The sequence below is a fragment of the Bradyrhizobium sp. S3.7.6 genome, assembly GCF_054061875.1.
Genome location: NZ_JBSSEQ010000001.1, coordinates 2,783,241 through 2,808,483, shown reverse-complemented (window position 1 = coordinate 2,808,483; position 25,243 = coordinate 2,783,241). Strand labels below are relative to the sequence as shown.

Genomic DNA, 25,243 nt, shown 5'->3' with positions numbered 1-25,243 from the left:
GCCCCGGCTCAATGCCGTTACGCTTTCCTGCGGTACGCGAGTTCGTGAGTACATGATCAACTTTTCAATTCCCATCTCTTAACTCCCGGCAATGCAAATATCCGTTGACAAAAATATGAGTAATATAGGCAGCCTAGGAAGGATGGAGTTACCGGATCACGTACACACGTACACACGTACATCGCGTTGCATCAGCAAGGCGCAGATGGCAATTGCACAGCAATCGGTACGGGCGGCATGGGCACTGATGGCGACGGGGATGGGAATTCCGGCCCCTTAACCATCGCATCGGCAAGTGAGAGCTGATCCGCTTTGCTCAGAGTGCGGCGGCCATAGACAACCCTGCGCTTGCCTGCAATTCGCCATCGACCGTCGTTCGCCTCTGGATTCCGGATCGCTTCGTAACCCGCATCTGCCATCCGATGCCCGATTTTCACGCTATTCCGCCGGTCGCCCAGCCAGGCTCGAAATTCCGGCGTAGCTCCTGGGCTATGTTCAAGCATTGCCAACGTCACCGCGTCAGGTCGCCCCAGCGCGTCCAATGCGTCATCAACGTCAGCACTTTCAGGTGCGCGCGCAGACTGCGCGATTTCCCAAAATGCCGCGGTCTTCGGCGGCGGGGCTTTCGCGTTGAACGCACTAATATCTAGTGCGGCCAGATAATGCGCAACAATCTCGTTACCACCTGTCCGGAACCAACGATACAGAGAGTCATAATACTCGGACGAGAAAGCGCCGGTCGGAGTCGGCGACCAGGCGACATAATGTCGACGATCATCCGGCGGGAGGTAGAGCCCACCTGCCTTGTGGTTTGTTGTCATGATCACACCACAGACATTTACCGCCTGATATTCTCGCATGTTTTTTTCATCGATCCGATGCGTGTCGGGCGGCGCTGCGCAGAGCGTCTTACATTTATCGTGAAAGGCGAACCGATCGATATCGCCAAGGTCATGGACCTCGCTGATTCGAAGTACGACTGACTTGAGGTGGCCATTAAATCTACCCATGACGTTCGTAGGCGAAACATCGCAGAAATTCCATGCGCCTACTGCCGCTTTGACTGGTTCCAATAGGGTGTCCTTACCAACTCCCGGCTCGCCTCCCAGCACCAACGCATGATTAATCTTTTCGCCCGGTCGCTGTACCCGGTGACCAAACCAATTGATGATGTGTTCCCAATCATCTGGATAGATTGTCTTGATGTGGTTTAGCCACAGTGACGCGTCGCCTTCGCGGGCAGCGATCGTGGGCGGTCGATAATTGTTGAGCGTCGTGTCACCAGGTTTTGCGATCCACCCACCCTCGACCAACAATCGATCCTTGATCAACATTGGCTCGCCTGGGCACCAGGCCATAGCGTCGGCCGCGCGGTTTTGAGAGAGCCATGTAGCTGCCCTAATCTTGCTGACGCCATTGACAGTCACGTCGCCGAGCTTCGCATTCGCACCGCTCGCCGGCCACATCTCCCGAGTCGGCAAATAACAAAACGTGCCGCCCGGCAAATACGCCACGAAATCTTCAAGTGCAAAGGCTTGGGGCGCAGTCAGGTTGGGATGGTTCGGCAACGGATCGGCAACAGCGCTCAATGTAACGTCCCGCAAAGGTGATGAAAGGCCCGTGAAGAGTGGCGTTCCTGATGTCGGCTTTCCCGGTTCGACAGTTGCCGCTGCCAATTTCGCCACTCCATTGAACATTGCCGAGAGAGATGTTCGAATGTTAAATTGCTTACCGGTCAATTCCTTGTAGCGGTGGATCATTGAGTTGATCCGACATCTTGGGCCACCGTCATCAACACTGGCCAATCTGTTCCAGCGGGACCAGAACGCTTCATCCGTCGCGTCGTCGGCTGTCATTTGCAACGCGACTTCGACTCCATTCTCTGTGTCCCCGAGCGCGAGTTTGATGGCCCCCATATATTTGAACCAGTCTGGCTCGGTGCTAAATTCCCCATACATATCTAGTTCTGCAACAAGCTTGGCAACATCAGCTTTATCGCTTGTGCCCGCTTGACCGCTGTAAGTCGCTTCAATTGTATTGAGCTTAATCGCCTCAAGCAGGCTCGCCGGCGCCTCATGCGGCGCTGGCGGGTCCGTCATCAGCACATACGGAAGACTGCCGGTCGCCGTGGAAAGCGTCGAGCCCGGCGCGACGCAATAGCCGCGGTTCTTGAACCCGACCACTTCGCCGTCTTCCTCGCCTTCGGTCAATTCCCGGAAATCGGTTATCTTCACCAGCGTTCCGCCACCGCGCAGGTCAGTCGCCGCGAAGTTCGCGGGACGTCTGAAAGGAATGTGCCACCCGCCGCGTGCGGATTGCGTCATCGGCGGGGCGGGGTCGGATAGCCCCCACTCTTGACAAAGCTTATGGTACGCACCCCACGCCTCCTCCCGCGTAACTTTCGACGAGTCCACGTCGATCATGAGAATCTCAGACTTGGCACAATCGATAGCAAGATTGTTGTGGTCGGATTGCCAAGCTGTCCATTGCGCACGATCGCGCGTCGATCCTGCCTTCCATTTTAGGATCGGTCGCTTCGTTCCTTGCGCACACGGAAAAAGTGCGAAACAGTTCTTTTCTGCGTGGTCGAAGAACGCGTTCATGCGCCACCCGTGCTTAGGACGTATTCGTGAATCGAGGGCGCGTCGTGTTTCCCCAACTCTTTTTCGATTTTCTCAGCGAGCCATCGAAGCTGAGAAGGCATTTCGCGTGCTTCGGCGCCACCGCGGATCATCAATTGGCTTCTGCTTTCGCCGTTGTGTTCCTCAAGGCCAATCATGAGCTGATCGTCTACTCCACGTTTCGGTCGAACGATAAAAATAACGGTTGTGATTCCGCTTTGACGACTGCCACGAACCAGCATCTTTTGTGGCGACGATCTTGGAGCAGATACCATCGGTGGAGGGATCAGCGGTATTGGTGGAGCGGTTTTACTCATTGCAGGGTCCTATTAGTGCTCGCTGTTCGGCGTTGAAGCTGCGACTGTCATCACCTTGGGGTCGCCGCATCGGTAACGGTGGTGTCCGGTTGGGACTCGGTCGAATGATGCATTGAAGGCGCGTTTAGGCGCCCCTCGCTGTCGCACCTTTGCTGTCGCCAGTGCGTTGACACTTGCCGGCCTCAAGCCAAGCGTCCAGGTCGTCGGGGTCATACCGAATTAGGCCGTTGCGCTTGATGAAGACCGGCCCACCACCTTTGCAGCGAAGTTTCTCGAGGTAGTTGGGCTGGACGCTAAGATACTCGGCGGCGGCAGGCGTATCGAGCGGCGCCCGTCGCTCTTTAGATTCTGGTGACATTTGGAAGCCCTCGGAAGCGTTGATCATTGGGAGACATTACAACGCAGCAGATAGCGTCCTAAACATTCATACAGAAATTAGCTGAAGGGTTGTTCCGGACACGAGAATGGATAGGCGGTGGAGAATCACGATAGTGGGCGCTGCGCGAGGGCCCCTGCCACGACGACCGAAGCGGACAAGTGCCAGGTAGCTAATTGGCCCGATAGTTGATTGGTTATCAATCTCGGACGTGTCGCCAAACGATCGGCATTGCTGACCGCGTGTTTCCGCGCGCGCCACTGCTATCGGCGAGTTTGTAAAAGCAGCGTGCAACGCAATTAGAGGTCATCCATATGCCCCTCTCGCTGCAGACGCTTCATCATGGCGGAGAATTCATCCCAACAAAGCTGTGCCCTGCGCCTTCCGATCGTCTTGCCGTACGTCGCCGCACACCAGTCGATAGCGGCGTCTAAAATCACTGCACGCTTTCCATGGAGGCGTTTTGCGACAATAGGTTTCGTTACGATATCTGAGAAGATTTCTGCTATGTCGGAGCTTATTCGCCTTACTGCTTCGCGATGAACGCGATGATTTCTAACCGCGACAGGAACTAACGCGAGTTCAGATTGGAATTGCTTCACGTCGCGCAGCTCGGGTCGAGCTCGATACTCTTCCATTGCGCGGTTTAAGGAAAGCTCCCGCCAAAGGCGTGCGCACTCGCCACCAACCGCTAACTTCTCGATCCAAGTAAGGATTGGTTTTCTACCTCGATGCACTATTCCCATCCTCGCAAATATAGCGTCACTGGTTAGATCGGTCGATCAGCGCGCCACAAATTTTGAATTTAGCCGCGCGCAATGTCCCCTGTTAGACAAGCACCCCACCCGCGAATGTTTTCATCATCTAGTCGTCGGATGAGTTTCGAACCAGCCTTGTAACCTTTACTGCGCAGACCGTAGACGAACTCACTTTCCGCGCCGGGCGGCGGCTGAAGGAATCTAACCGAGATTGTGTCAGCTTCAGTTCGATCGTTGGTGTGGATGCGGTTTCGCGAAACAACGAAGGTCAATTCAAATTCGTCGACATAGAGGTCCAACATGATGTGATGTCGAACCGCTACTTTCATCCCCTTCACGCGATCGAATGCATCGCCGGTCTCTCTCAGCCAAGTATCAAGAGCACCGCCGTTCAAATCCTTGGTAATGAGACCGACAAAAAAATCCTTGACCGAGCGGGCCCTGGTAATGGCAAAGCGTTTGTCGCCCGTAGAGCTATCGGCTCGGACCAATCGTTGCCACACGCGGACACTTTCTGCGGCCCTGTTGGCAATCTCCACTCCGCACACGCCCAAGAGCAAATTGATTTTGTCGTCTGCGGTCATCACTGCCCCACCTGGACCACGCCCCTGTGACGAGATCAGACCCGCCGGCCGCAACACACGCGCTACACTGCCGACGTGCGTCTCAGATATGCCCGTCCAAGCGGACGTATGGGGGATGAGTTCTGAAAGTTTCATTTGACGGTTCGTTGATATTGGTATTGGATACTGTTACTAATTCACAATGCGCGGTTAAGTCAACATATTCCGCATGGACACCATTGGGGTTCAAAATGTCAAAACGCATCGACCAGGCTATCCGCAAGTATCAAGCAACTGTCGCAACAGAGGCCGTCAAAGCCGCGCTCAAAGCATCCTCAGATCGCTCCGGCCTCTTTAACTCGAAGAGCATCCGCATGAGCGCGGCCTCCGTACTGCTAGATGTTCTCGCCGAAGAAGTTGCCCGCTAAAAATGTCCCGACGCGTCAGCACCATCCTTCAAGTCGACGTCGCCCGCGCGATTCGGGCGGCGAAGCAGAATGGTGCCGACGCGATTCAGGTGACACCGGATGGCACGATCACCATTCTGCTGAAGGCACCGACGATCGCCCCGGCCGACGAATTCGAAGCGTGGGAACGTAAGCATGAACAGGCGAAAGCTGCCCGGCGTCGCGAGCGCGACTAAGCGCCTCGCCGATGGCACGCACCGTAAATATTATTACGCGTGGCGCGGCGGCCCGATGCTCAAAGACGACAACGGCGCCCCCCTGCTCCCGAATGACCCGCAATTCGTGGTCGCCTATGCCGCTGCACATGCCGAGAGGAAGAAGCCGCCGAGCGGCAATCTCTTTTCGCTAGTTGCAGCCTTCAAAGCGTCGACCGAATTCACCGGGCGCGCGGAGAAGACTCAAAAGGACTATCGGCGATATCTCAAGCTCATTGAGGAAGAGTTCGGAACGATGCCGCTCGCGGTCGTGCAGGATCGCCGAGCCCGCGGCAAATTCAAGGAATGGCGCGACGGCATGGCCGCCAATCCACGAAAAGCTGACTATGCTTGGACGGTATTGGCGCGCGTCCTCGCCGTGGCCAAGGATCGGGGCTTGATTGCCGTGAACGTCTGCGAACGCGGCGGGCGGCTGTACGAGGCCGATCGCGCTGAGATCATTTGGCAATCGGAGCACATCAGCGCTTTCTGCGCCGCGGCCTCGCCCGAGCTGCAATTCGCGCTGCTGATGGCGCTCTGGACTGGCCAGCGCCAGGGTACGTTGATCGCCATTGCATGGTCTCAGTACGATGGTACGCACATAAGGTTGCAGCCGAACAAGCAGAGACGGGGCAAGAAGAAGAAGCGGATAATCATTCCGGTCGGCGCGCCGCTGAAAGTCGTGCTCGATGCTCGCCGGCCCGACAAAGCGGATGGGCCGATCCTGCGCAACACGTTCGGCGAGGCATGGACAAGTGACGGCTTCCGCGCGTCCTGGAGCAAAGCGTTCGATCGAGCGAAGCTCGGTGATGCCGATCTGCACTTCCACGATTTGCGCGGGACGGCGGTGACCAGGTTAGCGCTCTCGGGCTGCACGACCGCTCAGATAGCGGCGATCACTGGCCATAGTCCGCGCGACGTCGACGAGATTTTAAAAGCACACTATCTTGGCGGCCAGGCCGAGTTGGCCGAACAGGCGATCGTCAAGCTGGTGGCTACGTTTGGGTGAAGGCAGCTCATCCGTCAACGGCCCGAATGGGACATGCTCGAGCAGGGAATGGAGGGTCTATTGTTGGCAACCGACGCTTGGCAATAATGGCGGTGGTCGCGGGCAGACTTGGCGACTTTCTAAAAAGAAGAGGATCTGAAACGATGAATGAAGATACTTCCAAACAACAGTGGGTCTTAGTCGAAGGACCACCACTCGGCGCTGCCGAATTCCTAGGCCGTTGGCTAATGAAGGCAGCTGCGGCAGACAAACTACTGCAAAGGCAATTCAAGCGTGATCCCGCGTTCAAGCTTTCGGTCGCAACAATTGAGTTCGTAAACATATTTACGTTCTCACCAACGGCCACCAAATGCATCGAGCTTTTGATGAAGGATCTCACCTTCTTTTCGATGTCAGTATTCGAAGAACCTTGGGGAGATACTTTCGCCGTGATGGCGGAGATCGGATTCTTTTCGAAAACAGATGATCGCTATCAAATGACCGTTCCCAAAAACATCACCTATGAAAGGATAAAAGCTGCGCTCCAGCGGCTGGTTTTGACCCAAGACGAGGACGATCTCTTGCACCCCGAAGATCTGGTTCACTGTCTAGCCAAGGCCGACGTTCAAAATTGGCAGTTGACGTTGAGGCTTGAACGTCCGGCCCGGATGCACTGATTCTCTGCCGCACGGCTAACTGATGGGGCATTAAGTGAACGAAAACTGCAAACCGCGCTGCAAACCGGCCAGACCGTTCTGGTTCTGTCTCAGGCGAAGTTATTGAAATTATTGGTGGGCGCACCAGGGCTCGAACCTGGGACCCGCTGATTAAGAGTCAGCTGCTCTACCAACTGAGCTATGCGCCCGAAAGGCGGTCAATGCCTTGCGAGGCCGGTCGTTTAGCAAAGCGATCCGGGTATGGCAAGCGATGTGGCGCATGTTTTCCAAGGTTCTTCCACAGGCCCGAAAATGCGAAAAGCCGCTGGATTCCAGCGGCTTCGCCAAGGCCAATCCCGGGGTTAATTCCTCGGGAAATACGGGGTGGCTCAGAGCCGGCCCTCGCGATCCCGGTCCGGGCCGCCGTCACGGTCGAAACGGTCGCCGTGGAAGCGGTCCATGCCGCGCTCCATCATGCGGTCCATGCCCCGTTCCATGAAGTGTCGGGACGGGCCGTCCCCACCGCCGCCGAACGGGCCACGGTGGCGGGTCAGCACGGCAAGGCGCCGCTTCTGGCCCTCGTCGAGCGTCTTGTAGAGCGGATCGGCGGCATCGGCGATCTTCTTCAGGGCCGCGGAGGTCGCGCCCATGTCCTCGGCGCGCTGGCGCAGGCGGGCGATTGGATCCTCGGGCTTGTCGGCGTTCTTGCCGGCGTCACCCGGGCCGGCATTCATCCGTGCGTTGGCGCGGTCGATGCGCAGCTTGGCGAAGTCGCGCACGGCTGCCTCGACCGGCGGCCACAGCTTCTCCTGGTCGGCGTTGAGCTTCAGCCCGGCATGGACGGCGGCGATCCGCGCGTCGACGAAGGCGGCACGGTCCTCCGGGTTCATGCGGACGTGGCGGAAGTGCTCCATCCACGGGCGATGAAATTGGGCATAGACCGCGCCCGAGCCGGCGATGCTGAGCACGGCGATGGCGGCGATGGTGAACTTCCTCATACGGACCTCCTCTGGAAGGATGCCGGTGAGGATGAGCGCCGGACGGCTGACGCGCAACTTACAACTTGGACAGAGAGAGCGTTCTTACGAAGATGTAACTCCCCTGAATGTCCATTCAGATGCAGACTGAAATGTTTTGCAACAAAAAGGGCCTCCGCGCAGGCTGCACGGAAGCCCCTTCATTGATGGTCGATCCTGATCAGTTCGTCGTGCTCTTCGATTCCTTGAGGAACTCGTCGATCAGCGGCTGGCCGACGCGGCCTGCGGCGTCCTTGTAGACCGGCTCCATCGCCTTGCGCATCGCCTCGTCCTGCTGCGGCGTGAGCTTGATGATCTCGCTCTTGCCGCTCTTCTTGATCTCGGCCAGCGCGTCGTCGTTCTCCTTCTGCGACTGCGCGTTGTTGAAGTCGGTCGCCTCCTTCATCGCCTTCGACAGCTGATCGCGGATGTCGGCCGGCAGATCGTCCCAGAACTTCTTGTTCACGATCACGACGTAGCCGATGTAGCCGTGATTGGTCTCGGTGATGTACTTCTGCACCTCGTGCATCTTCTGCGTATAGATGTTCGACCAGGTGTTCTCCTGCCCGTCGACGACACCTGTCTGCAGCGCCTGATAGACTTCCGAGAACGCCATCACCTGCGGCAGCGAGCCGAGCGACTTGAACTGGGCCTGCAGCACGCGCGAGGACTGGATGCGGAACTTGACCCCCTGGTAGTCGGCGGGCGTAACCAGCTTCTTGTTCGCGCTCATCTGCTTGAAGCCGTTGTCCCAATAGGCAAGGCCGGTGATACCCTTGGAGTCCAGCAGCTTGAGCAGCCGGAGGCCGAGCGGGCCTTCCGTCACCTTCCGCAGCGTCTTCAGGTCCGGAAGGATGTAAGGCAGATCGAACACCTCGAATTCGCGGATGCCGAGCGGGCCGAACTTCGAGTTGGACGGCGCCAGCATCTGCACGCTGCCGAGCTGGAGCGCCTCGAGCTCTTCCTTGTCCTTGTAGAGCGTCGAGTTCGGATAGACTTCGATCTTGACCTTGCCGCCGGTGTACTTCTCGGCGAGCTCCTTGAACTTCTCCGACGCCTTGCCCTTCGGCGTGTCGGTGGCGACGACGTGGCTGAACTTGATGATGATCGGCGATTGCGCCGATGCCGGCCCGGTCAGGGCCAACGCCCCGGTCAAGACCGCAACCGATGCCGCAGCCCAAATGAGTTTCCGCATGCCTCCTCCCGCACGTTTTTTGGTGGGGCACGAACCGTCGCCCCCAAGCCCTAGATTCAAGACTTGAAGGCAGGATTATAGGGAAGCGGGCACAGGCGCCATTGCCCCTTAGCAGGGGGCGGCTTGCAAAAATGCGGTATCCGGAGGCGAAATCTGCTGGACTGGCTCACGCAGGTCGATGGCAGGGAAACCCTGCCATCGCCGCTGCCGCCTCTCGCAACCTCAGCCGTGCAGCGCCGGCGCGAGCTGGGCCTGCTGCGCGACCGCCGGATCGGTGATCAGGGTGCCGCCGTGCCCGTCCGAGGACAGCGCGAAATCGGCCGCGCTGTACTGACCGAGCAAGTGCAGCGTCGCGACGTGGGCGCCGTCGGAGACTGTCAGCGTGCCGCCGGTGTTGTCGCCATTCTGCGCATAGGCCATCGAGGTCAGACCGTCGCTGAACAGGATGTCGCCGAGATCGAGACTGTCATGGCCCTGCCAGCCGGAGATCGTTCCCGTGAAGGCCGACGCCTGGGCCAGCACCAGCGAGGCATTGGGACCGGCGAAGATCACATCGTCGATCGTCCCGCCCGCATGGACAAAGGCGAGCGCACCCGAGCCGATCGTGGTGTCATCAGCGCTGCCGCCGGCCTGCACGTGCTGCGTCCCGGACAGGACCGTCGTGCCGGTCGCGCTGCCATACACATATTGCACGCCGCCGTTAACGATGGTGGCGCTGGCGGCGCCCCAATCGATCTGGACGCCGCCGGCGTTGACCGTCGTCATCGACGCGTTGCCGTGGAGATACTGGAGGGCGCCATTGCTGATCGTGGTCTGGACCACCGTGCCGCCATAGACCGACTGGACGCCGCCATCCATGGTGGTGTTGATCGCGGTTCCACCCAGATAGACGTCCTGCCCGCCGCCATGGATCGTCGTGTCCGAGGCCGTGCCGCCGCTCTCGACGGCCTGCAGGCCCGAATTGATCGTCGTGAGGCTCGCCGACCCGAACACGTACTGACCGCCGCCGCTGATCGTCGTGATGATCGTGAAGCCCCAATCGATCTGGATGCCGCCGGCATTGATGGTGGATCCGGTCGCACTGCCGTCGATGTAGACGTTCTGCTCACCCCCGGCATTGACGATGGTGTTGAAAGCATTGTTGTGAACGTGCTGGAAGCCGCCATTCGCGACCGTGGTCTGGATCGCAACGCCGAAGACGTTCTGGGTGCCGCCGTCCACGGTGGTGTTGGTCGCGATACCACCGCCGAGGATATCCTGGTCGCCGCCGGCCTCGATCGTCGTGCCGTCGGCCGAGCCGCCGATCTGGATGTACTGATTGCCCGAGATCACGGAGTTCGAGGCCAGACCGAACACCAGCTGCGCGGCGCCCGCGGCAACCACCATTCCATTGGCCGAGCCCTCCAGCACGACCGCCGCGCCGCTCTCGACCTGGATGTCGGAATAGCCGGACGCATCCTTGATCCGCCAGACGCCGCTCTTGACGTCGAGCTTCTCGACATTGACGACGGTGCCAAGGAGCGAACCGGAGCCACTTCCCGACAGCACCAGCGTGTCGACGCCGTCGCCGCCGTCGATCGTGCCGGTGACGATCGAAGCGGTGGCGAGATTGATGCTGTCGTCGCCCGCGCCCATCGAGACGTCACCGATGATGGAGCCGCTGTTGGTGAGCGTATCGTTGCCGCCGTCGGTGGCGACGCTGCCGAAAATGCCGCCCGTGTTGGTGACGGTGTCGCCGAAGGTGCCGACGATCGAGATCGCCTCGCCGTTGTTGCCGCGGATCGTGCCGTCGTTGATGATGGTCGTGACGCCGAAGGCGCTACCGTCATTGCTGTCGTCCACGGTGATCGCGCGCTGATCGCTGATGATCAGGCCGCCCACCTCGTTGTGGACGAAGCCGCCGCCGATCGCGAGCGCCTCGTTGAGGCCGTTGGCGCCGCTGGTCAGGCCGACCGCCGCGATCGTCCCGAAATTGTCGATCGAGACCAGACCGTCGACATCGACGCCGTCGGCGTCAGCACCGCCGACCGCCGTGCCGGTGATGGTGCCGCGGTTGGTCACTGTTGTCGTCGAGTTCGGCGCGCTGTCCATGTTGATGCCGGAGCCGCTGCGGCCGGTGATCGTGCCGTCATTGTTGACGGTGATCGGTTGGTCGCCGGTGATGGCGTGGCGGGCGCCGTCGATGATTCCGCCGGCGTAGTTGTTGACCACGCCGCCGGTGTTGACCGACTGGAAGTCGATCGCGTCGTTGCCGGACGAGGCCGCCGAGGCATTGTGGCTGACGATCTGGCCGTAATTGTTGATGGTGGCGTTGGCGCCGGGCCGGATCGCGTCAGCATCGGCCGCCGAAATCACGCCGGTTGCCGCGTTGTTGATGACGGTATTGGCGCCGCTCGAATTGATGTCGTCAAGATCGAGCGCCTGGCCGGCATTGCCGCCGGTCCCCGTCGACGAGATCGTGCCCTCGTTGTTGACGGTGAAGGTGCCGCTCTTGCCCGAGACCAGGTTCGAGATCTTCACAGCGTCCTTGGTCGCGGTGATGGTGGCGCCGGCCTTGTTGTTGATGGTGAGGCTGCCGCTAGTCGAGCCGCTGGTGGCGATCGCGCGGCTGGTGCCGGTGATGGTGCCAGAATTGTCGACCAGCGCGCCGGGCGAGGTGCTGCCGCCGATCCAGGTGACCGGGGTCGAGCCCGACAGGGTCGCACCGGCGAGGACGGTCAGATGATCGTTGTTCGCCAGCGTGATCGGGTTCGACGAGTTGCCGGAGACGAGAGTGCCGTCGTCATTGGCGATGGTGCCGGTCGCCGTCGCGGTGCCGATCGTAACCGCCGCGCCCGGATTGCTGGCGCTGGTGAGCGTGAGCGTAAAATTCTCGTCGGGCTCCGCGGTGGTGTCGCCGGAGATCGTGATGGTGATGGTCGCCGAGGACGCACCGTCGGCGAAGCTGCCGCTGAAGGTCGAGGCCGGCAGCGTGCCGCCGAAATCGGTCGCATCGGTGGTGCCGGCGGCGAAGCTGCCGGAGAAGCTGAGCACGCCGGTGGTGCCGCCGGTGCGCGCAATGGTGAAAGTCATGGTCTTGGTGCCGCTCTGCCCCTCGGCAACCGACACGCTCGGCGACGAGAACGAGATCGTCTGCGTGGCGGGCGCGGCCACGGTGAAGGCGGTGGTCGGGAACGGCGCGTCGGGCGTGGTGCCGTCGGTGCTCTGGTCGCCGCTGCCGTTCTGGGTGGCCCAGTTGGCGGTGTTGCCGATCGCGGCAAGGTAGTCGGCGAAGCTGGCGAAGCCCGAGCGCGGTCCGTTATAGCCGACGATATCGAGGCCGCCGGTGAAGCTGACCGCGGTCTGGCCGGCAACGAGGCCGGTGCCGGTCAGCGTGCCGTCTGAGGTCGCATAGCCGACATTGGAGATCGCGGCGAGAAAGGTCGGCGCCGTCGAGGTGCCGACATAGGCGTAGACGACCTCGCTGTCGTTGGACAGGCCGGTATTGTTGGCGTTGGTGAAGGTGGCCGAGCCGGCGCTGGTGCCGAACGTGCCCTTGCCGATGTTGTTGATGTCGATGACGGTGCCAGCGGGAATCGCGCCGGTCGCGGTCCAGGCGATCGTGCTTTCGGCGTTGCTGCCGGTTGCGAAGGCGGAGCCGTTCCAGTTGCTGTCGGTGAAATTGATGACAGTGCCCTGCGGGATGTCGGTCAGGGCGACAAAGGATAAATTATCGTTGCCGTCACCGTTGAAACCGGTGAAGGCGATCGAACCAGCGGAAAGGGGCATTCCAAATTCTCCAGCAGCAAGGGCGCGCGACGCTGCCGGTTAATGGAATGTTAACATGACATGTTAATAACATATTTATTGCGATGCACCCCCACATGACGGGATCGTGTGCCAAACGAAAAACGCGGCGCCGAGGGCGCCGCGTTTGCCGATGAACTGGAGAGGATGAAGCGTCAGCTCGCCGCTGCCGTCGTCACCGTATCGCGCTGGCGCTTCATGACGATCTTGTTGAGCGCGCCGAGATAGGCCTTGGCCGAGGCCACCAGCGTATCCGGATCCGCTGCGCGTGCCGTCATGGAACGGCCGTCATGGGACAGCCGCACCGAGACTTCGGCCTGCGCGTCGGTGCCTTCGGTCACCGCATGGACCTGATACAGCTCGAGCTTTGCCTCATGCGGCACCAGCGCCTTGATGCAGTTGAAGACCGCGTCGACCGGCCCGTTTCCTTCGGCTTCCTCGATCTTGATCTGGCCGTCGACGTCGAGCTTCATGGTCGCGCGCTGCGGGCCGTGGGTGCCGGCGATCACGGTCAGCGAGGTCAGCTTGATGCGGTCGTGGGAGGCCGCCATCTCCTCGTCGACCAGCGCCTCGATGTCCTCGTCGTAGATGTCCTTCTTGCGGTCGGCCAGTGCCTTCATCCGCGTGAACGCATCCTCCAGCTGGTTGGCGCCGAGCTTGTAGCCCATCTCCTCCAGCTTGTGCACGAAGGCGTGGCGGCCGGAATGCTTGCCGAGCACCAGCGACGACTGCTTCAACCCGACCATCTCGGGCCGCATGATCTCGTAGGTCGAGGCGTCCTTCAGCACGCCATCCTGATGGATGCCGCTCTCATGGGCGAAGGCGTTGCGGCCGACGATCGCCTTGTTGTACTGGACCGGGAACGAGGTTGCGGCCGACACGACCTTCGAGGCGCGCGTCAGCTGCGTGGTGTCGATCTTGTTCCACCACGGAAACACGTCGTTGCGGACGTTGATGGCCATCACGACTTCCTCGAGGGAAGCGTTGCCAGCCCGCTCGCCGATGCCGTTGACGGTGCACTCGATCTGCCGCGCGCCGCCGGCAATGCCGGCCAGCGAATTCGCCACGGCCATCCCGAGGTCGTTATGGCAATGAACCGAGAATACCGCCTTGTCGGAGTTCGGCACGCGCTCGATCAGCGTGCGCATGAAACGGGCATATTCCTCGGGCGTGGTGTAGCCGACGGTATCGGGGATATTGACGGTGGTCGCGCCGGCCTTGATCACGGCCTCGACGATGCGGCAGAGATAGTCCATCTCGCTGCGGGTGGCGTCCTCGGCCGACCATTCGACGTCGTCGATCTGGTTGCGGGCGCGGGTCACGTTGGCGATCGAGAGCTCCATCACCTGCTCCGGCGTCATGTTCAGCTTGACGCGCATGTGCAGCGGCGAGGTCGCGATCACGGTGTGGACGCGGCCGCGCCTGGCGAATTTCACCGCTTCGGCGCAGCGGTCGATGTCCTTCGGGTTGGCACGCGACAGGCCGGCGATCACCGAGTTCTTGGAGCGGCGGGCGATCTCGCTGACGGCCTGGAAGTCGCCTTCGGAGGTGATCGGGAAACCGGCCTCGATGACGTCGACGCCCATGTCGTCGAGCATCTCGGCGATCTCGATCTTCTCCTCGAACGTCATGGTGGCGCCGGGGCACTGCTCGCCGTCGCGCAGCGTGGTGTCGAAAATGATGACGCGGTCCTTATCGGACTTGTTCACGGGGGCCATTGCAAAATTCCTTTTGAGCTTTTTTGCGCCGTCAGTCTGCTGGGCGCTTGAGGTGTCCGGTGATCTCGACCAACCCCTGAGCGCCCAGGCGCATGGCGCCCAGCCGGCCCTCAGGGGCAAGTAAGAAGAAGGCCGCCAATCAGGAGGGTGGGCAGCAGCGCGGCCGGGATCGTGGCGGCGGCCAGAGCCACCTCCCCCGAAATCCCATCAATTTGGCCGCGAATCAGCATTGCCAGACCCTTTTGAGCCCTCAAATCCTCGGTCAAAACCGTTGACGGTTGGTTGCCGGGAGGCTCGATGCGCCGTTTCTAGACGAGAAATGGCTGCAACCGCAACGCCAAAAGATGGTCAGGAGGACTGACCTGCCGCCAGATCTGCAATGTACGGCACGACGACCGGTCCGTCATCGCGCGGCTCATACGGCAAATCCGAATTACGTAGGCTGGAAATACGACGGTGTCGCCGGGCAGCGCGAGGGACCCACGAGACCGGAGCGATATACGGGAAGGTCGTCCGGATGTCGCACCCCGTACCCGCGTTGCGGTCAGGCTATCCCGCGCGGCGGGCGCGGGCCCTGCTCTCCCACCGATCCAGCATCTGGCCAAGCTCGCCGGTGGCCGGGGGCACGATCTCGTTGGTGTTGGCGGGTGCGGCGGCGCGGAGCCAACCCGGCTCGGTATATTCGCGCCAGCGGCGCGCCTCCGCGCGTCGTTTGCGGGAGGCGAGATCGCGGGTGAAATAGCCGGCGGCGAACGCGATGGCGAGCGCAATGACCAGTGCGACAACGGCTAACACAATGAACTCCGGCTGATACCCCGGAAACGTTCTGCCATCATCGCGCGTGAGGTCAAGGCTTGACAGGTCCTAAAAACGGCACCGGTTAACCGCGCAAAGCGCGACGACATGCCCCGAACGACGAGACCGGGACGAATTGCCGCTTCTGCCCTCGCCTCGCCGCAATGCCGCCGCGTTCCAGCCTTCGCAAGCCTGCCATCGCGCGGAGGATGCGCACCTGCCCCTCGCAACCGGCCGCGGACCGGACTAACCTTCGCCCGCTCGGCCGGATCAACCGGCCAGCCGAACATAACCGGGAGGACGCGATGAAACGCCCAGAGCAGCGTGACCAGGATGCTGCGCTTTCACGACGAACACTTGTGCGGGGACTTGCGCTCGGCGCTGCGGCGACCGTGGCCGGCCCTGCGCTGGCCCAGACCGGACCTGCCGCCCCGCCAACGACGATCACCACCCCGCCGCGCGATTTCGGCCCCAACGGCGCGCCGACGACTTATTTCTCGGACCCCGACATCATCACCGTCGATCCGTCCTTCGACGATCTGGCGCAGCCCAACACCGCGATCAAGCGCCTCTACACCGGCTTGTTGTGGGCCGAGGGCCCGGCCTGGAGCGCGCAGGGCCGTTATCTCCTCTGGAGCGACATCCCCAACAACCGGCAGATGCGCTGGACCGAGGACGACGGCCGCGTCAGCGTGTTCCGCACGCCCTCCAACAATTCCAACGGCAACTCGTTCGACTTCCAGGGCCGGCAGCTTTCCTGCGAACATCTGACCCGGCGGGTGACGCGCTACGAGCATGACGGTACCGCCACCGTGCTCGCGGATTCGTACCAGGGCAAACGCCTGAACTCGCCGAACGACGTCGCCGCGCATCCCGACGGCAGCTACTGGTTCACCGACCCGCCCTATGGCGGCCAGCTCTATGAAGGCGAGCCCGACGTGGCGGGCGGCCCGAGCAATGCAGGCGGCAAGCTCAATCCGCGGATCGGACAGCCGGCCGGCTTCGTGCCGGGCAAGCGCGAGCTGCCCACCAACTGCTATCGCATCGATCCAAGTGGCCGCATCGACCTCGTCGTCACCGAGGAGCAGGTGCCCGATCCCAACGGCCTGTGCTTCTCACCGGACTACAAGAAGCTCTACGTCGCCTCGACCGGCAAGGGACCGGGCGACACCGGGCCCGGCGGCAACGGCGAGATCTTCGTGTTCGACGTCGGCACCGACAACAAGCTCTCCAACGGGAAGAAGTTCAGCGACTGCGTGATCGAGGGGGTGAAGTGCGGGCCCGACGGCCTGCGCTGCGACGTCAACGGCAATGTCTGGTCCTCCAGCAACGCCGGGCGCGCCGTCGGCTATAGCGGTGTGACGGTGTGGTCGCCGGCGGGCAAGCTGCTCGGCCGCATCCGCCTGCCGGAAGTGTGCGGCAATGTCTGCTTCGGCGGCCCCAAGCGCAACCGCCTGTTCATGGCCGCGAGCCAGTCGCTCTACGCCGTGTACACGGCGACGCAAGGCGCCGGCCCAGGCTGACGCGGGACGAGCAGGATCACGACACGGCGCCGGCGTGCCCCGCCGGCGCCGAATGATGCTGTATTGCTCGTTTGAAGCGACCCAACATTATCCCCATTCGTGAAGATGCATCTCATGCGGCTTTACGCCCAGCAGGTCGATGGTCTCGGAGCCGACCTGCAACAGGGTTCCGCCATGATGGTCAGATGATTTCGTGACGTGAACGTCATTCGAAAATTGCAGTTTGTCCTGTTTGGGATCGAAGTCCGTGATGACCGCGGTGTTGTGCTTACCTGCGAGAACACCAAGGTCGAATTCGAATGTGTCGGCACCGGCACCTCCGGTCATGGTCATGCGGCCGGCCGCGGCGACCAGCGTGTCATCCAGATCTCCGCCGGTCAGGGTATCCCTGCCGGGAGATCCGACCACAAGCTGCGCCATGCCTGCTGCAGCCTTTTCTCCGGTCGGGTCTACGCCGCCCAGCGTGCCGCTGTGCCGCTCGGTGGCGACGAAGGCATCGCTCTGCATCGCAGTGGTATCGGTGTCGCGCAGAATGAGGTCCGACAGCGTGGTGTTCTTTATCTCATTCAGGGTCTGCTTATCGAAACCCTGGTTCTCGAAGTAGTAGCGATCGCCGTCGCGCAAAGCGGTGAACTGGTCGGCGATGATTATGCCGAAGGTGGGCCCGATGACGGCTCCTGGCGCATGATCCTCAGCCAATCCACCGGCCCACAAATCGACGGCATCGATCGAACCATAGGCTTTCTCGAACGCTGCTGCCGTCGCCGGATCAGAGCTGAGCTGATCGAAGCTGGTGTAAGGCGCAAGCCCCAGCGCCTCCCGGGTTTGGTTCAGTGTACCCAGCCCAAGATCATGGCCGCGTTGGATATTGATCGCTGCCAGATCCATGCCGTCCGGAGGATCGAACAGGAGGTTTCGCAAGCCATCGACAATGTGAGCGTCCAGCGGGTTGGCCAGGTCCCCCGACAGATGCCGCAGCAGGCCATCCGCTCCAGTCGCCTTGAAAGTCGCCGTGTCTTCGAAGAACGATTGCGCCAGCGTCTGCTCCGACGTAAAGGCACCCAGATTGCTGGTCGCACTGATCTCGTCGGAGACGATGGAGTGACCGAAGCGAAAGGCCGCACCGGCAAACTCTTCGGTGATCCGCGCGTCCGCCGTGCGATCATATCCGTTGTACGGCTTGATGGCGTCCTCGCCCAACAGATGCGGCAGGAACTCGTTGTAGGTGATGTTGACCATCTCGGCCGTGGTGATGGCCTTGGCCGTCTCGTATAGCTTGTCGCCGCTCCAGTTCGGATGGTCCTCGTGCAGTCGATCGACCTGGTAATTGTGCTCGCGCACAAACAAGACTTGCAAGGCGGTCAGGTCGGGATTCTCCTGCGCCCGTACGTCACCGGCCGCAAAGACGTTGCCGTGCTCGGTCTCGACGATCGGGAGATTGTCTCCCGCCGACACCTTCATATGGCCGTCGGCCGTTCGCAGGCTCGCTGCGGTGGCCGCGTCGGAACCGTAGATCTGCGAGCCGTCCAGCCAACCCGTCACCGTATTGATCGCGGCTGCCGGATGCCCGGTGACCCCCGTCGCAGGATCGATCGCCACCCGCGTCAACGGGATCATGCTGCCGGGCGGCAGAAACTCATCATCAGCCGGGACCTTGATCGAGATATCATCCGTGCCTGTGCCCTCCTTCTGCAGATCCAGATCGTGATCGATGAACTGGCCCCACGCATACATCATGCCTGACAGCGCGACGCCGGCGTCATCCACCAGATGCGGGCCTTCCTCGCCATCGCCAATATCCGTCTGCGCCACGACAATGTTGCTGATCTCGCGCGGATTCGGACCTGGCGTCATTTCATTGACCCCATCGACGAAATTTGCCGGCCCCAGCCGAGCAAAGTCGGTGTCGGCCTGGTTCAAGGTGGGATCCGCACGATTGTTGTTGGAGCCGTCGATGCTGCGGAATCTGAGCGCCATGGTTTACCCTCCCCGTAGAGTGTCCGCCCCAGCGCCTGCTCCATTGGCGGCTTGCGGCATGACGCTTTTGTGATTCTTTATGACGCTCGCATGATCGTTGAGTGACGACATTCGATATACGACAGAATTGCACCTCTAGCGGCGAAGCGGCAATCTTCGCCTGAACGATCGTGCCGAACAGGCGATGTTGCGCACATCAGCGCAGCACTATCCAAGGAACAAGCCATGCGCGTCATCATCTGCGGCGGCGGCGTGATCGGGGCCTGCACCGCCTGGTTTCTCCGGCGCCACGGCATCGAGGTCATCGTCATCGAACGGACCGAGGTCGCGGCCGCCGCCTCCGGCAAGGCCGGCGGCTTTCTGGCGCGTGACTGGTGCGCCGGCTCGCCGCTCGACGCGCTCGCGCGGCGGAGCTTTGCGCTTCACGCGCAGCTGGCGCAGGAGATCGAAGGTGATTGGGGCTATCGCCCGATGACCGCCTATAGCGGCTTTGTTGCTCCCGACGGCGATCCGCGCCGGAATGCACCATCCCCGCTCGGCTGGCTCGCCAACGGCGTCGTCATCGCGCAGCGCATCGGTACGACTGAGACGACTGCGATCGTTCATCCCCGCAAATTCACGTCGGCCGTTATGAACGCGGCAGTCGCGCAAGGCGCCGAGCTTCGCGTTGGCCGCATCACGGGCATCGTGCGCGACGCGAATGGCACGACCGCGAAGGGTGTCGAGGTCGAAGGAAGCCTCGTTGAGGCGGACGCCGTCGTGATCGCGATGGGGCCATGGTCATTGCTCGCCGCGCAATGGATGCGCCTGCCCGCTGTCTATGGCCAGCGCAGCCCGAGCATCGTGTACGACGTCGGCACCCACGTGCCGGCCGATGCGTTGTTCCTGGAGTATGACGAGGACGGCAGCGCCGTCTCGATCGAAGTCTTTCCACGCGCCGACGGCAGCACGCATATCACCGCACTCTCGGACATCGCGCCGCTGCCGCTCGATCCGGCAGCCGTGGCGCCGGACGTCGATGCGATCGCGCGCCTGCAAATCATGTGCGAACGGCTATCGCCACTGTTTCGCCCCGAAAAGATCATCGCGCAGCAGGCCTGCTTTCGACCGGTGACTGAGGACGGCTTGCCGTTGATCGGCAAGGTGCCGCAGAGCGAAGGTCTCTATGTTGCGACTGGGCACAATGTCTGGGGCATCCTCAATGCGCCCGCCACCGGCGAAGCGCTGGCGCAGCTGATCGCCAAAGATGCGACGCGTGGTGACTTGTCGCCATTCGATCCGGCCCGATTGAGGCCGCTCGATCCATCGCTGCTGCAAGCGCGCTGAACCGGCATCGCTGCTCGCCTTGTAGCCCGGATGGAGCCAGGCGACCGCCCGCTCCAAGGCTTCGACTATAAGGCTTCGATTCCAAGGCTTCGACGCTCACGCATGCCCGCCGACAGAATCTGCATGCCTGCGCGCGTCATGAGTGTCTCGCACCTATCCTGCCCGCAATTTGCGCAGCGCTAGACTTTGGTCCGTCTCTACCAATCCTGAACGCGGTTTCACTTGCCGAGAATGCCGTCGCCGTTATAGTTGCGACATAATGGCTCACAAGAGGCCTATTCAAAGGGAGAGAACAACATGAAAAAACGACTCTCTGTTGCATTGCGAATAGCGCTCGGTGCGGCCGCGACAGGCGCGATGATGGCAACGTCAGGCGCGGCACTTGCAGCCGATCCCCTCAGGATCGGCGTGATCGCGGAAGCGCAGGCGATCGCCGGCGCCTCCATTCCACAGGCCGCGCAGCTTGCCGCCGACGAGATCAACGCCAATGGCGGCGTCGACGGCCGCAAGATCGAGATCATCTCTTACGACAATCACTCCTCGTCGGCGGATTCAGTGCGCGCGTTCCAGCGCGCGGTGAACGAGGACAAGGTCAACGCGGTCATCGCCAGCTATATCAGCGAAGTCGTGCTGGCGCTGGAACCCTGGGCCTCGCGGTTGAAGACGCCGTTCGTCACGCCAGGGGCGGCCTCCAACGAGATCAGCAAGAGCGTCCACGCCGATTACGAGAAGAACAAATACACGTTTCACGGCTACCTGACCTCGGCGGCACTCGCGCTTTCGGTCTGCGACGGCGCCAAGGATCTGCTCGTCGACAGGATGCACATGAAGACGGCCGTCATCATGAGCGAGGACGCGGCCTGGACCAAGCCGCTCGACGTCGGTTACGAGGAATGCCTGCCCAAGATCGGGCTGAAGGTGCTCGACCACATCCGCTTCTCGCCCGATACGACCGACTTCACGCCGATCTTCAACAAGATCGAGGGCTCCAAGCCCGATGTGATCATCACCGGCATCTCCCATGTGGGCGTGCAGCCGACGGTGCAGTGGAAGAACCAGCAGGTGCCGATCCCGATGTTCGGCATCTCCTCGCAGGCAACCAACGAGACCTTCGGCAAGGACACCAACCAGGCGGCCGAAGGCGTGCTCTATCAGGGCGTCTCCGGGCCCGGCGTCGCGGTGACGCCGAAATCGGTGCCGTTCGCGGAGAACTTCAAGAAGAAGTTCGGCAATTATCCCTCCTATGCCGGCTACACCGCCTATGACGAGGTCTATTACATCGCCGACGCGGTGAAGCGCGCCGGCTCGACCGATGCCGACAAGCTCGTCGCCGCGCTCGAGAAGACCGACTGGGAAGGCACGATCGGCCGCGTCCAGTTCTACGGCAAGGACGATCCGTTCACCCACTCGATCAAATATGGCAAGGGCCTGATCACCGGGCTGATGCTGCAATGGCAGGACGGCAAGCAGAGCGCGGTCTGGCCCAAGGACGTCGCCAAGGTCGACGTCAAGTTCCCGAGCTTCATCAAGCTCAGCAACTAGCAGGAAATGCTCCCGGGACCACCTCCCGGGAGCTTCCACATGCGGCTCTCCGCAGCACCTTTCCTCAAAGCGGCAGCTCGGCTGCCACCCGGCCAATCATAGATGCGAGCTTTCCAGATATTGATCGATGGCTTTGCCATCAGCGCTCTCTACGCTCTCGGTGCCACCGGCTTCACCCTGATCTTCGGCGTCTCCGGCGTGCTCAACCTCTCCCACGGTGCCATCATGGTGGCCGCAGCGGTGGCGGCCTGGGCCGCTGCCAGCATCCTCAACGTCGGCACCTATGCCGGTGCGCTGATCGGAGTCGCCGTCGCCCTCCTCACCGCCTTTGCGACCTATTTCGCGGTGGTGAAGCCCATTCAGGACTCCCGGCGCATCCCCAATGAGGAGAAGGAGATCTTCGTCCTCACGGGAACGCTGCTCTGGGGCATCATGATCCAGGAATTGATCGCCTATTTCTTCACCAACAACGCCAAGACCGTGCTGCCGATCGTCGAGGGCGTCGTCGAGATCCTCGGCGTCCGCACGCCGAAGAACGAGATCTTCACAGCGATCGTGTGCTGCCTCGTGATCGCACTGCTGTGGTTGCTGGTGAATCGTACCCGCACCGGCAAGGCGGTGCTGGCGGCGTCGATGAACCCGCGCGGCGTCACCCTGCTCGGGCTCGAGCTCACCAACATCTACGTCGTGGTCTGGGCGATCTACGGCATCCTCGCCGGCATCGCCGGCGTGCTGCTCGGCATGTTCTTGGGCGTCAGCTCCTACAGCGTCGGACCGCTAACGGCGAGCGCGTTCTCGATCGTGGTGCTCGGCGGTCTCGGCAGCGTCTCCGGCTCGCTGATCGCGGCCTTCGTGGTCGGCTATCTCGAGACGCTGACGGCCTATTTGGTCTCGCCGGCCTACCGCACCATTCCGGCGCTGCTGCTGCTCGTGTTCGTGATGTATATCCGGCCCCAGGGCCTTCTGGGGAGGCGCTGAGATGTCCACCTTCTTCACCTCCCGCCTGTTCTTCATCTCGGTCGCGCTCGTCATCGTCGCGGCGACGCTGCCGCTCTACGTCTCCGGCTACGTGCTCGGCCTGCTCACCGTCGCGTTCTATTTCGGCGTGTTCGCGATGGCCTGGGACCTGCTGTTCGGCTTCGCGGGCGAGGTCAATTTCGGGCCCACTTTCCTGATCGGCGTCGGCGCCTACACCGCCGGCATTTTGAATGCCCAGTTCGGCTGGTCGGTCTATCTCTGCATCGTGCTGGGGGCGCTGGCCTCCGTCATCGCGGGCCTCGTGCTGGCGTTGCCGGCTTTGCGCGTGCGCGGGCCGTATTTCGGCCTGACCACGCTGGTCGCGGTGTTGATGTTGCAGAATTTCATCGTGGTGTTCGCCGATCTCACCGGCGGCGAGATCGGCCTGACCATCCCCGACGTCATCACCATCAACGCCGGCGCCAATTACTGGATCGCGCTCGGCTTCATGACGATCTCGGCGGCGATCCTCTACGGCCTGTCGCAATCGCCGATCGGCCTCGTGCTGCAGGCCAGCGGCCAGGACCCGGTGCAGGCCGGCGCACTCGGCTTCAACATCGTCAAGCACAAGCTCGCCGCCTTCATCGTCAGCGCGTTCTTCTCTGGTTTATCCGGAGCGCTGCTGGTGTTCTATTTCGGCACCGCCTCGGTCGGTACCGTCGTCGACGTCGCGGTCGGTGTGAACGTGATCGTCTCGGCCGTGCTCGGCGGCCGGCGCACCGTGCTTGGCGCCGCGCTCGGCGCGATCTTCCTGATCGTCGCCGGCGAATTCCTAAGGCCGACCGGCGAGCTCGCGACCTTCATCGTCTCGGCGGTTGCGCTGCTCGTCGTGCTGTTCTTCCCCGGCGGCTTCCTCGGAGCGGCCCTCTCGCGTGAGGCGCGCTCGTGATGGATATGATCGCAAACCGGCCCGTGCTCGACGTCCGCGGCCTGACAAAACGCTTTGGTGGATTGACGGCGGTGAAGAACCTCGGCTTCGAGGTCAACGCTGGCGAGATCTTCGGCCTGATCGGGCCGAACGGCTCCGGCAAGTCGACCGCGATGAAGAGCGTGATGGGCATCGAACGCCCGACATCGGGCGAAGTCATCTTCGAGGGCGAGAACGTCGCCGGCCTGCCCGCGCACAAGATCGCACGCAAAGGCTTTGGCATGGTGTTCCAGCACTCGCGGCCGCTGAACCGGCAGACGGTGCTGGAGAACATCATGGTCGCGCTGCTGCCGGACAGCCTGTTCATGCTGTTCCCGGACAAGGCGCTGGTCGAGCGCGCCAAATGGATCGCCGACCGCGTCGGGTTGGGCAGCGTGATGAACCGCCGACCGCCGACGCTGCCTTTCGCCGATTTGCGCCGGCTGGAGCTTGCGAAAGCGATCGCGCGTGACCCAAAGGTCGTGCTGGTGGACGAGCCCTTTGCCGGGCTGACGCGGGCGGAGGTCGACGTCTTCTCCGACCTGATCCGCAGCTTTCGCGACGAGGGTCGCGCCGTGATGCTGGTCGACCACAACGTCAAGAGCGTCGCCGCGCTGGTCGACCGCGTGCTCGCGATGTATCTCGGCGAGGAAATCGTCACCGGCAAGGCCGACGACGTCATGAAGAACGAGACGGTGCGCCGGGTCTATCTCGGCGGCGCCATAGAGACCCATGCGCGGCCCGAGACCAGCTTCAAGGACAAGGTGCCGCTGCTCCAGGTCGAGAATGTCAGCGTGTTCTACGGCAAGGCGCAGGCGCTGGAGAACGTCTCGATCCACGTCCACGAGGGCGAGTTCGTCTCCGTCGTCGGCCTCAACGGCGCCGGCAAGACCACGCTGTTCAACACCATCTCCGGCTTCCTGCCCTATAGCGGCGAGATCGTGCGCAGCGGCGCCAAGCTGCGCGGCACGAGCCCCGCGAAGATCGCGCGCAGCGGGCTCGTGCAATGCCCGGAATCGCGCGAGCTGTTCGGCGAGATGAGCGTGCGCGAAAACCTCGATCTCGGCGGCCAGCATCTTTCCGACGACAAGCGCGCCGCGCAGCTCGCCTGGCTGTTCGAGCTGTTCCCGATCCTGAAGGAGCGCCAGGGCCAGATGGCACAAACGCTCTCCGGCGGCGAGCAGCAGATGCTCGCGATCGGCCGCGCGTTGATGATGCAGCCGCAGATCCTGATCCTGGACGAGCCGACGCTGGGCCTCGCTCCCGTCATCCTCGAGCAATTGTCCAAGGCGCTGACGAAGCTGCGGCAGACCACCGCGATCACGGTGCTGCTCGGCGAGCAGAACGTCACCTTCGCGCTGCCGCATGCCGACCGCGTCTATGTGCTGGAGCACGCCCGCATCGTCTGGGAGGGCGATCCCGGCCGCTTCGCGAGCGAAGCCGGCGCCGATTTTCTTTAAGTCCGTCAACATCAATAAAAAACATAGAAAGGGAAACGACC

At 61.9% G+C, this 25,243-nt stretch carries 20 protein-coding genes and 1 tRNA gene; 10 read left to right on the top strand and 11 right to left on the bottom strand.

Translation table 11 applies throughout. The features are described 5' to 3' along the window. Positions 1–191: 191 nt before the first annotated feature. From ACVJ5M_RS13305 to ACVJ5M_RS13290, 4 genes are all read right to left on the bottom strand, one after another. Entirely contained in the window at positions 192–2,603 is a 2,412-nt protein-coding gene (locus ACVJ5M_RS13305) for a bifunctional DNA primase/polymerase (RefSeq protein WP_456679304.1), read from the bottom strand. After that, positions 2,600–2,938, bottom strand: coding sequence for a hypothetical protein (locus ACVJ5M_RS13300; protein ID WP_456679303.1), 339 nt, complete (start codon positions 2,936–2,938; stop codon positions 2,600–2,602). Before ACVJ5M_RS13300 ends, ACVJ5M_RS13305 begins: the two co-directional genes overlap by 4 nt. Before the next feature lie 124 nt (positions 2,939–3,062). Beyond that, positions 3,063–3,296, bottom strand: a complete 234-nt coding sequence (locus ACVJ5M_RS13295; protein ID WP_456679624.1) for a helix-turn-helix domain-containing protein — start codon at positions 3,294–3,296, stop codon at positions 3,063–3,065. A gap of 823 nt (positions 3,297–4,119) precedes the next feature. After that, the gene (locus tag ACVJ5M_RS13290) at positions 4,120–4,656 is read right to left on the bottom strand and encodes a hypothetical protein (RefSeq protein WP_456679302.1); all 537 of its coding nucleotides are present in this window, start codon (positions 4,654–4,656) and stop codon (positions 4,120–4,122) included. A 230-nt stretch (positions 4,657–4,886) separates the two neighbouring features. Here ACVJ5M_RS13290 and ACVJ5M_RS13285 point away from each other — a divergent pair, with 230 nt between their 5' ends. From ACVJ5M_RS13285 to ACVJ5M_RS13270, 4 genes are all read left to right on the top strand, one after another. Beyond that, the gene (locus ACVJ5M_RS13285) at positions 4,887–5,063 is read left to right on the top strand and encodes a hypothetical protein (protein WP_456679301.1); all 177 of its coding nucleotides are present in this window, start codon (positions 4,887–4,889) and stop codon (positions 5,061–5,063) included. 2 nt (positions 5,064–5,065) lie between these two features. Further along, a complete protein-coding gene (locus tag ACVJ5M_RS13280) occupies positions 5,066–5,278 on the top strand; it encodes a hypothetical protein (RefSeq protein WP_456679300.1) in 213 nt (70 codons plus the stop codon). Further along, positions 5,238–6,305, top strand: coding sequence for a tyrosine-type recombinase/integrase (locus ACVJ5M_RS13275; protein ID WP_456679299.1), 1,068 nt, complete (start codon positions 5,238–5,240; stop codon positions 6,303–6,305). Before ACVJ5M_RS13280 ends, ACVJ5M_RS13275 begins: the two co-directional genes overlap by 41 nt. A gap of 143 nt (positions 6,306–6,448) precedes the next feature. After that, the gene (locus tag ACVJ5M_RS13270) at positions 6,449–6,961 is read left to right on the top strand and encodes a hypothetical protein (RefSeq protein WP_456679298.1); all 513 of its coding nucleotides are present in this window, start codon (positions 6,449–6,451) and stop codon (positions 6,959–6,961) included. Between the two features lie 112 nt (positions 6,962–7,073). Here ACVJ5M_RS13270 and ACVJ5M_RS13265 read toward each other — a convergent pair. The 6 genes from ACVJ5M_RS13265 to ACVJ5M_RS13240 all read right to left on the bottom strand — a co-directional run bounded on the left by ACVJ5M_RS13265 (position 7,074) and on the right by ACVJ5M_RS13240 (position 15,450). Beyond that, positions 7,074–7,149: transfer RNA gene (locus ACVJ5M_RS13265), tRNA-Lys, on the bottom strand. A gap of 180 nt (positions 7,150–7,329) precedes the next feature. After that, entirely contained in the window at positions 7,330–7,938 is a 609-nt protein-coding gene (locus tag ACVJ5M_RS13260) for a Spy/CpxP family protein refolding chaperone (RefSeq protein WP_094184102.1), read from the bottom strand. A gap of 199 nt (positions 7,939–8,137) precedes the next feature. Then, entirely contained in the window at positions 8,138–9,151 is a 1,014-nt protein-coding gene (locus ACVJ5M_RS13255) for a TRAP transporter substrate-binding protein (protein ID WP_063981683.1), read from the bottom strand. A 222-nt stretch (positions 9,152–9,373) separates the two neighbouring features. Then, the gene (locus ACVJ5M_RS13250; RefSeq protein WP_085401586.1) at positions 9,374–12,919 is read right to left on the bottom strand and encodes a beta strand repeat-containing protein; all 3,546 of its coding nucleotides are present in this window, start codon (positions 12,917–12,919) and stop codon (positions 9,374–9,376) included. Between the two features lie 173 nt (positions 12,920–13,092). Continuing rightward, entirely contained in the window at positions 13,093–14,655 is a 1,563-nt protein-coding gene (locus tag ACVJ5M_RS13245) for a 2-isopropylmalate synthase (RefSeq protein WP_085401585.1), read from the bottom strand. Between the two features lie 549 nt (positions 14,656–15,204). Continuing rightward, the gene (locus ACVJ5M_RS13240) at positions 15,205–15,450 is read right to left on the bottom strand and encodes a hypothetical protein (protein ID WP_063981680.1); all 246 of its coding nucleotides are present in this window, start codon (positions 15,448–15,450) and stop codon (positions 15,205–15,207) included. A gap of 305 nt (positions 15,451–15,755) precedes the next feature. Between ACVJ5M_RS13240 and ACVJ5M_RS13235 the strand changes: the two genes are divergently transcribed. Continuing rightward, positions 15,756–16,973 (top strand): SMP-30/gluconolactonase/LRE family protein, encoded by a 1,218-nt coding sequence (locus ACVJ5M_RS13235; RefSeq protein WP_456679297.1) that lies wholly within the window; start codon positions 15,756–15,758, stop codon positions 16,971–16,973. Between the two features lie 87 nt (positions 16,974–17,060). Here ACVJ5M_RS13235 and ACVJ5M_RS13230 read toward each other — a convergent pair whose 3' ends face one another. Next, on the bottom strand, positions 17,061–18,950 hold the full coding sequence (locus ACVJ5M_RS13230; RefSeq protein ID WP_231143013.1) for a peroxidase family protein: 1,890 nt from the start codon (positions 18,948–18,950) through the stop codon (positions 17,061–17,063). A gap of 225 nt (positions 18,951–19,175) precedes the next feature. Here ACVJ5M_RS13230 and ACVJ5M_RS13225 point away from each other — a divergent pair, with 225 nt between their 5' ends. The 5 genes from ACVJ5M_RS13225 (at position 19,176) to ACVJ5M_RS13205 (ending at position 25,202) form a co-directional block, all read left to right on the top strand. Continuing rightward, positions 19,176–20,276 carry an NAD(P)/FAD-dependent oxidoreductase gene (locus tag ACVJ5M_RS13225; protein WP_085401582.1) on the top strand — a complete coding sequence of 367 codons (1,101 nt, stop codon included), beginning with the start codon at positions 19,176–19,178 and terminating at the stop codon, positions 20,274–20,276. Positions 20,277–20,633: 357 nt separating this feature from the next. Further along, a complete protein-coding gene (locus ACVJ5M_RS13220) occupies positions 20,634–21,818 on the top strand; it encodes an ABC transporter substrate-binding protein (RefSeq protein WP_231145368.1) in 1,185 nt (394 codons plus the stop codon). A gap of 102 nt (positions 21,819–21,920) precedes the next feature. After that, complete coding sequence (locus ACVJ5M_RS13215) at positions 21,921–22,796, top strand: branched-chain amino acid ABC transporter permease (RefSeq protein ID WP_028156504.1); 876 nt, start codon at positions 21,921–21,923, stop codon at positions 22,794–22,796. Position 22,797: 1 nt separating this feature from the next. Continuing rightward, positions 22,798–23,724: a branched-chain amino acid ABC transporter permease gene (locus tag ACVJ5M_RS13210; RefSeq protein WP_085401580.1), complete on the top strand. Its 927-nt coding sequence runs from the start codon at positions 22,798–22,800 to the stop codon at positions 23,722–23,724. Further along, positions 23,724–25,202, top strand: a complete 1,479-nt coding sequence (locus tag ACVJ5M_RS13205) for an ATP-binding cassette domain-containing protein (RefSeq protein ID WP_085401579.1) — start codon at positions 23,724–23,726, stop codon at positions 25,200–25,202. Before ACVJ5M_RS13210 ends, ACVJ5M_RS13205 begins: the two co-directional genes overlap by 1 nt. Positions 25,203–25,243 lie beyond the last annotated feature (41 nt).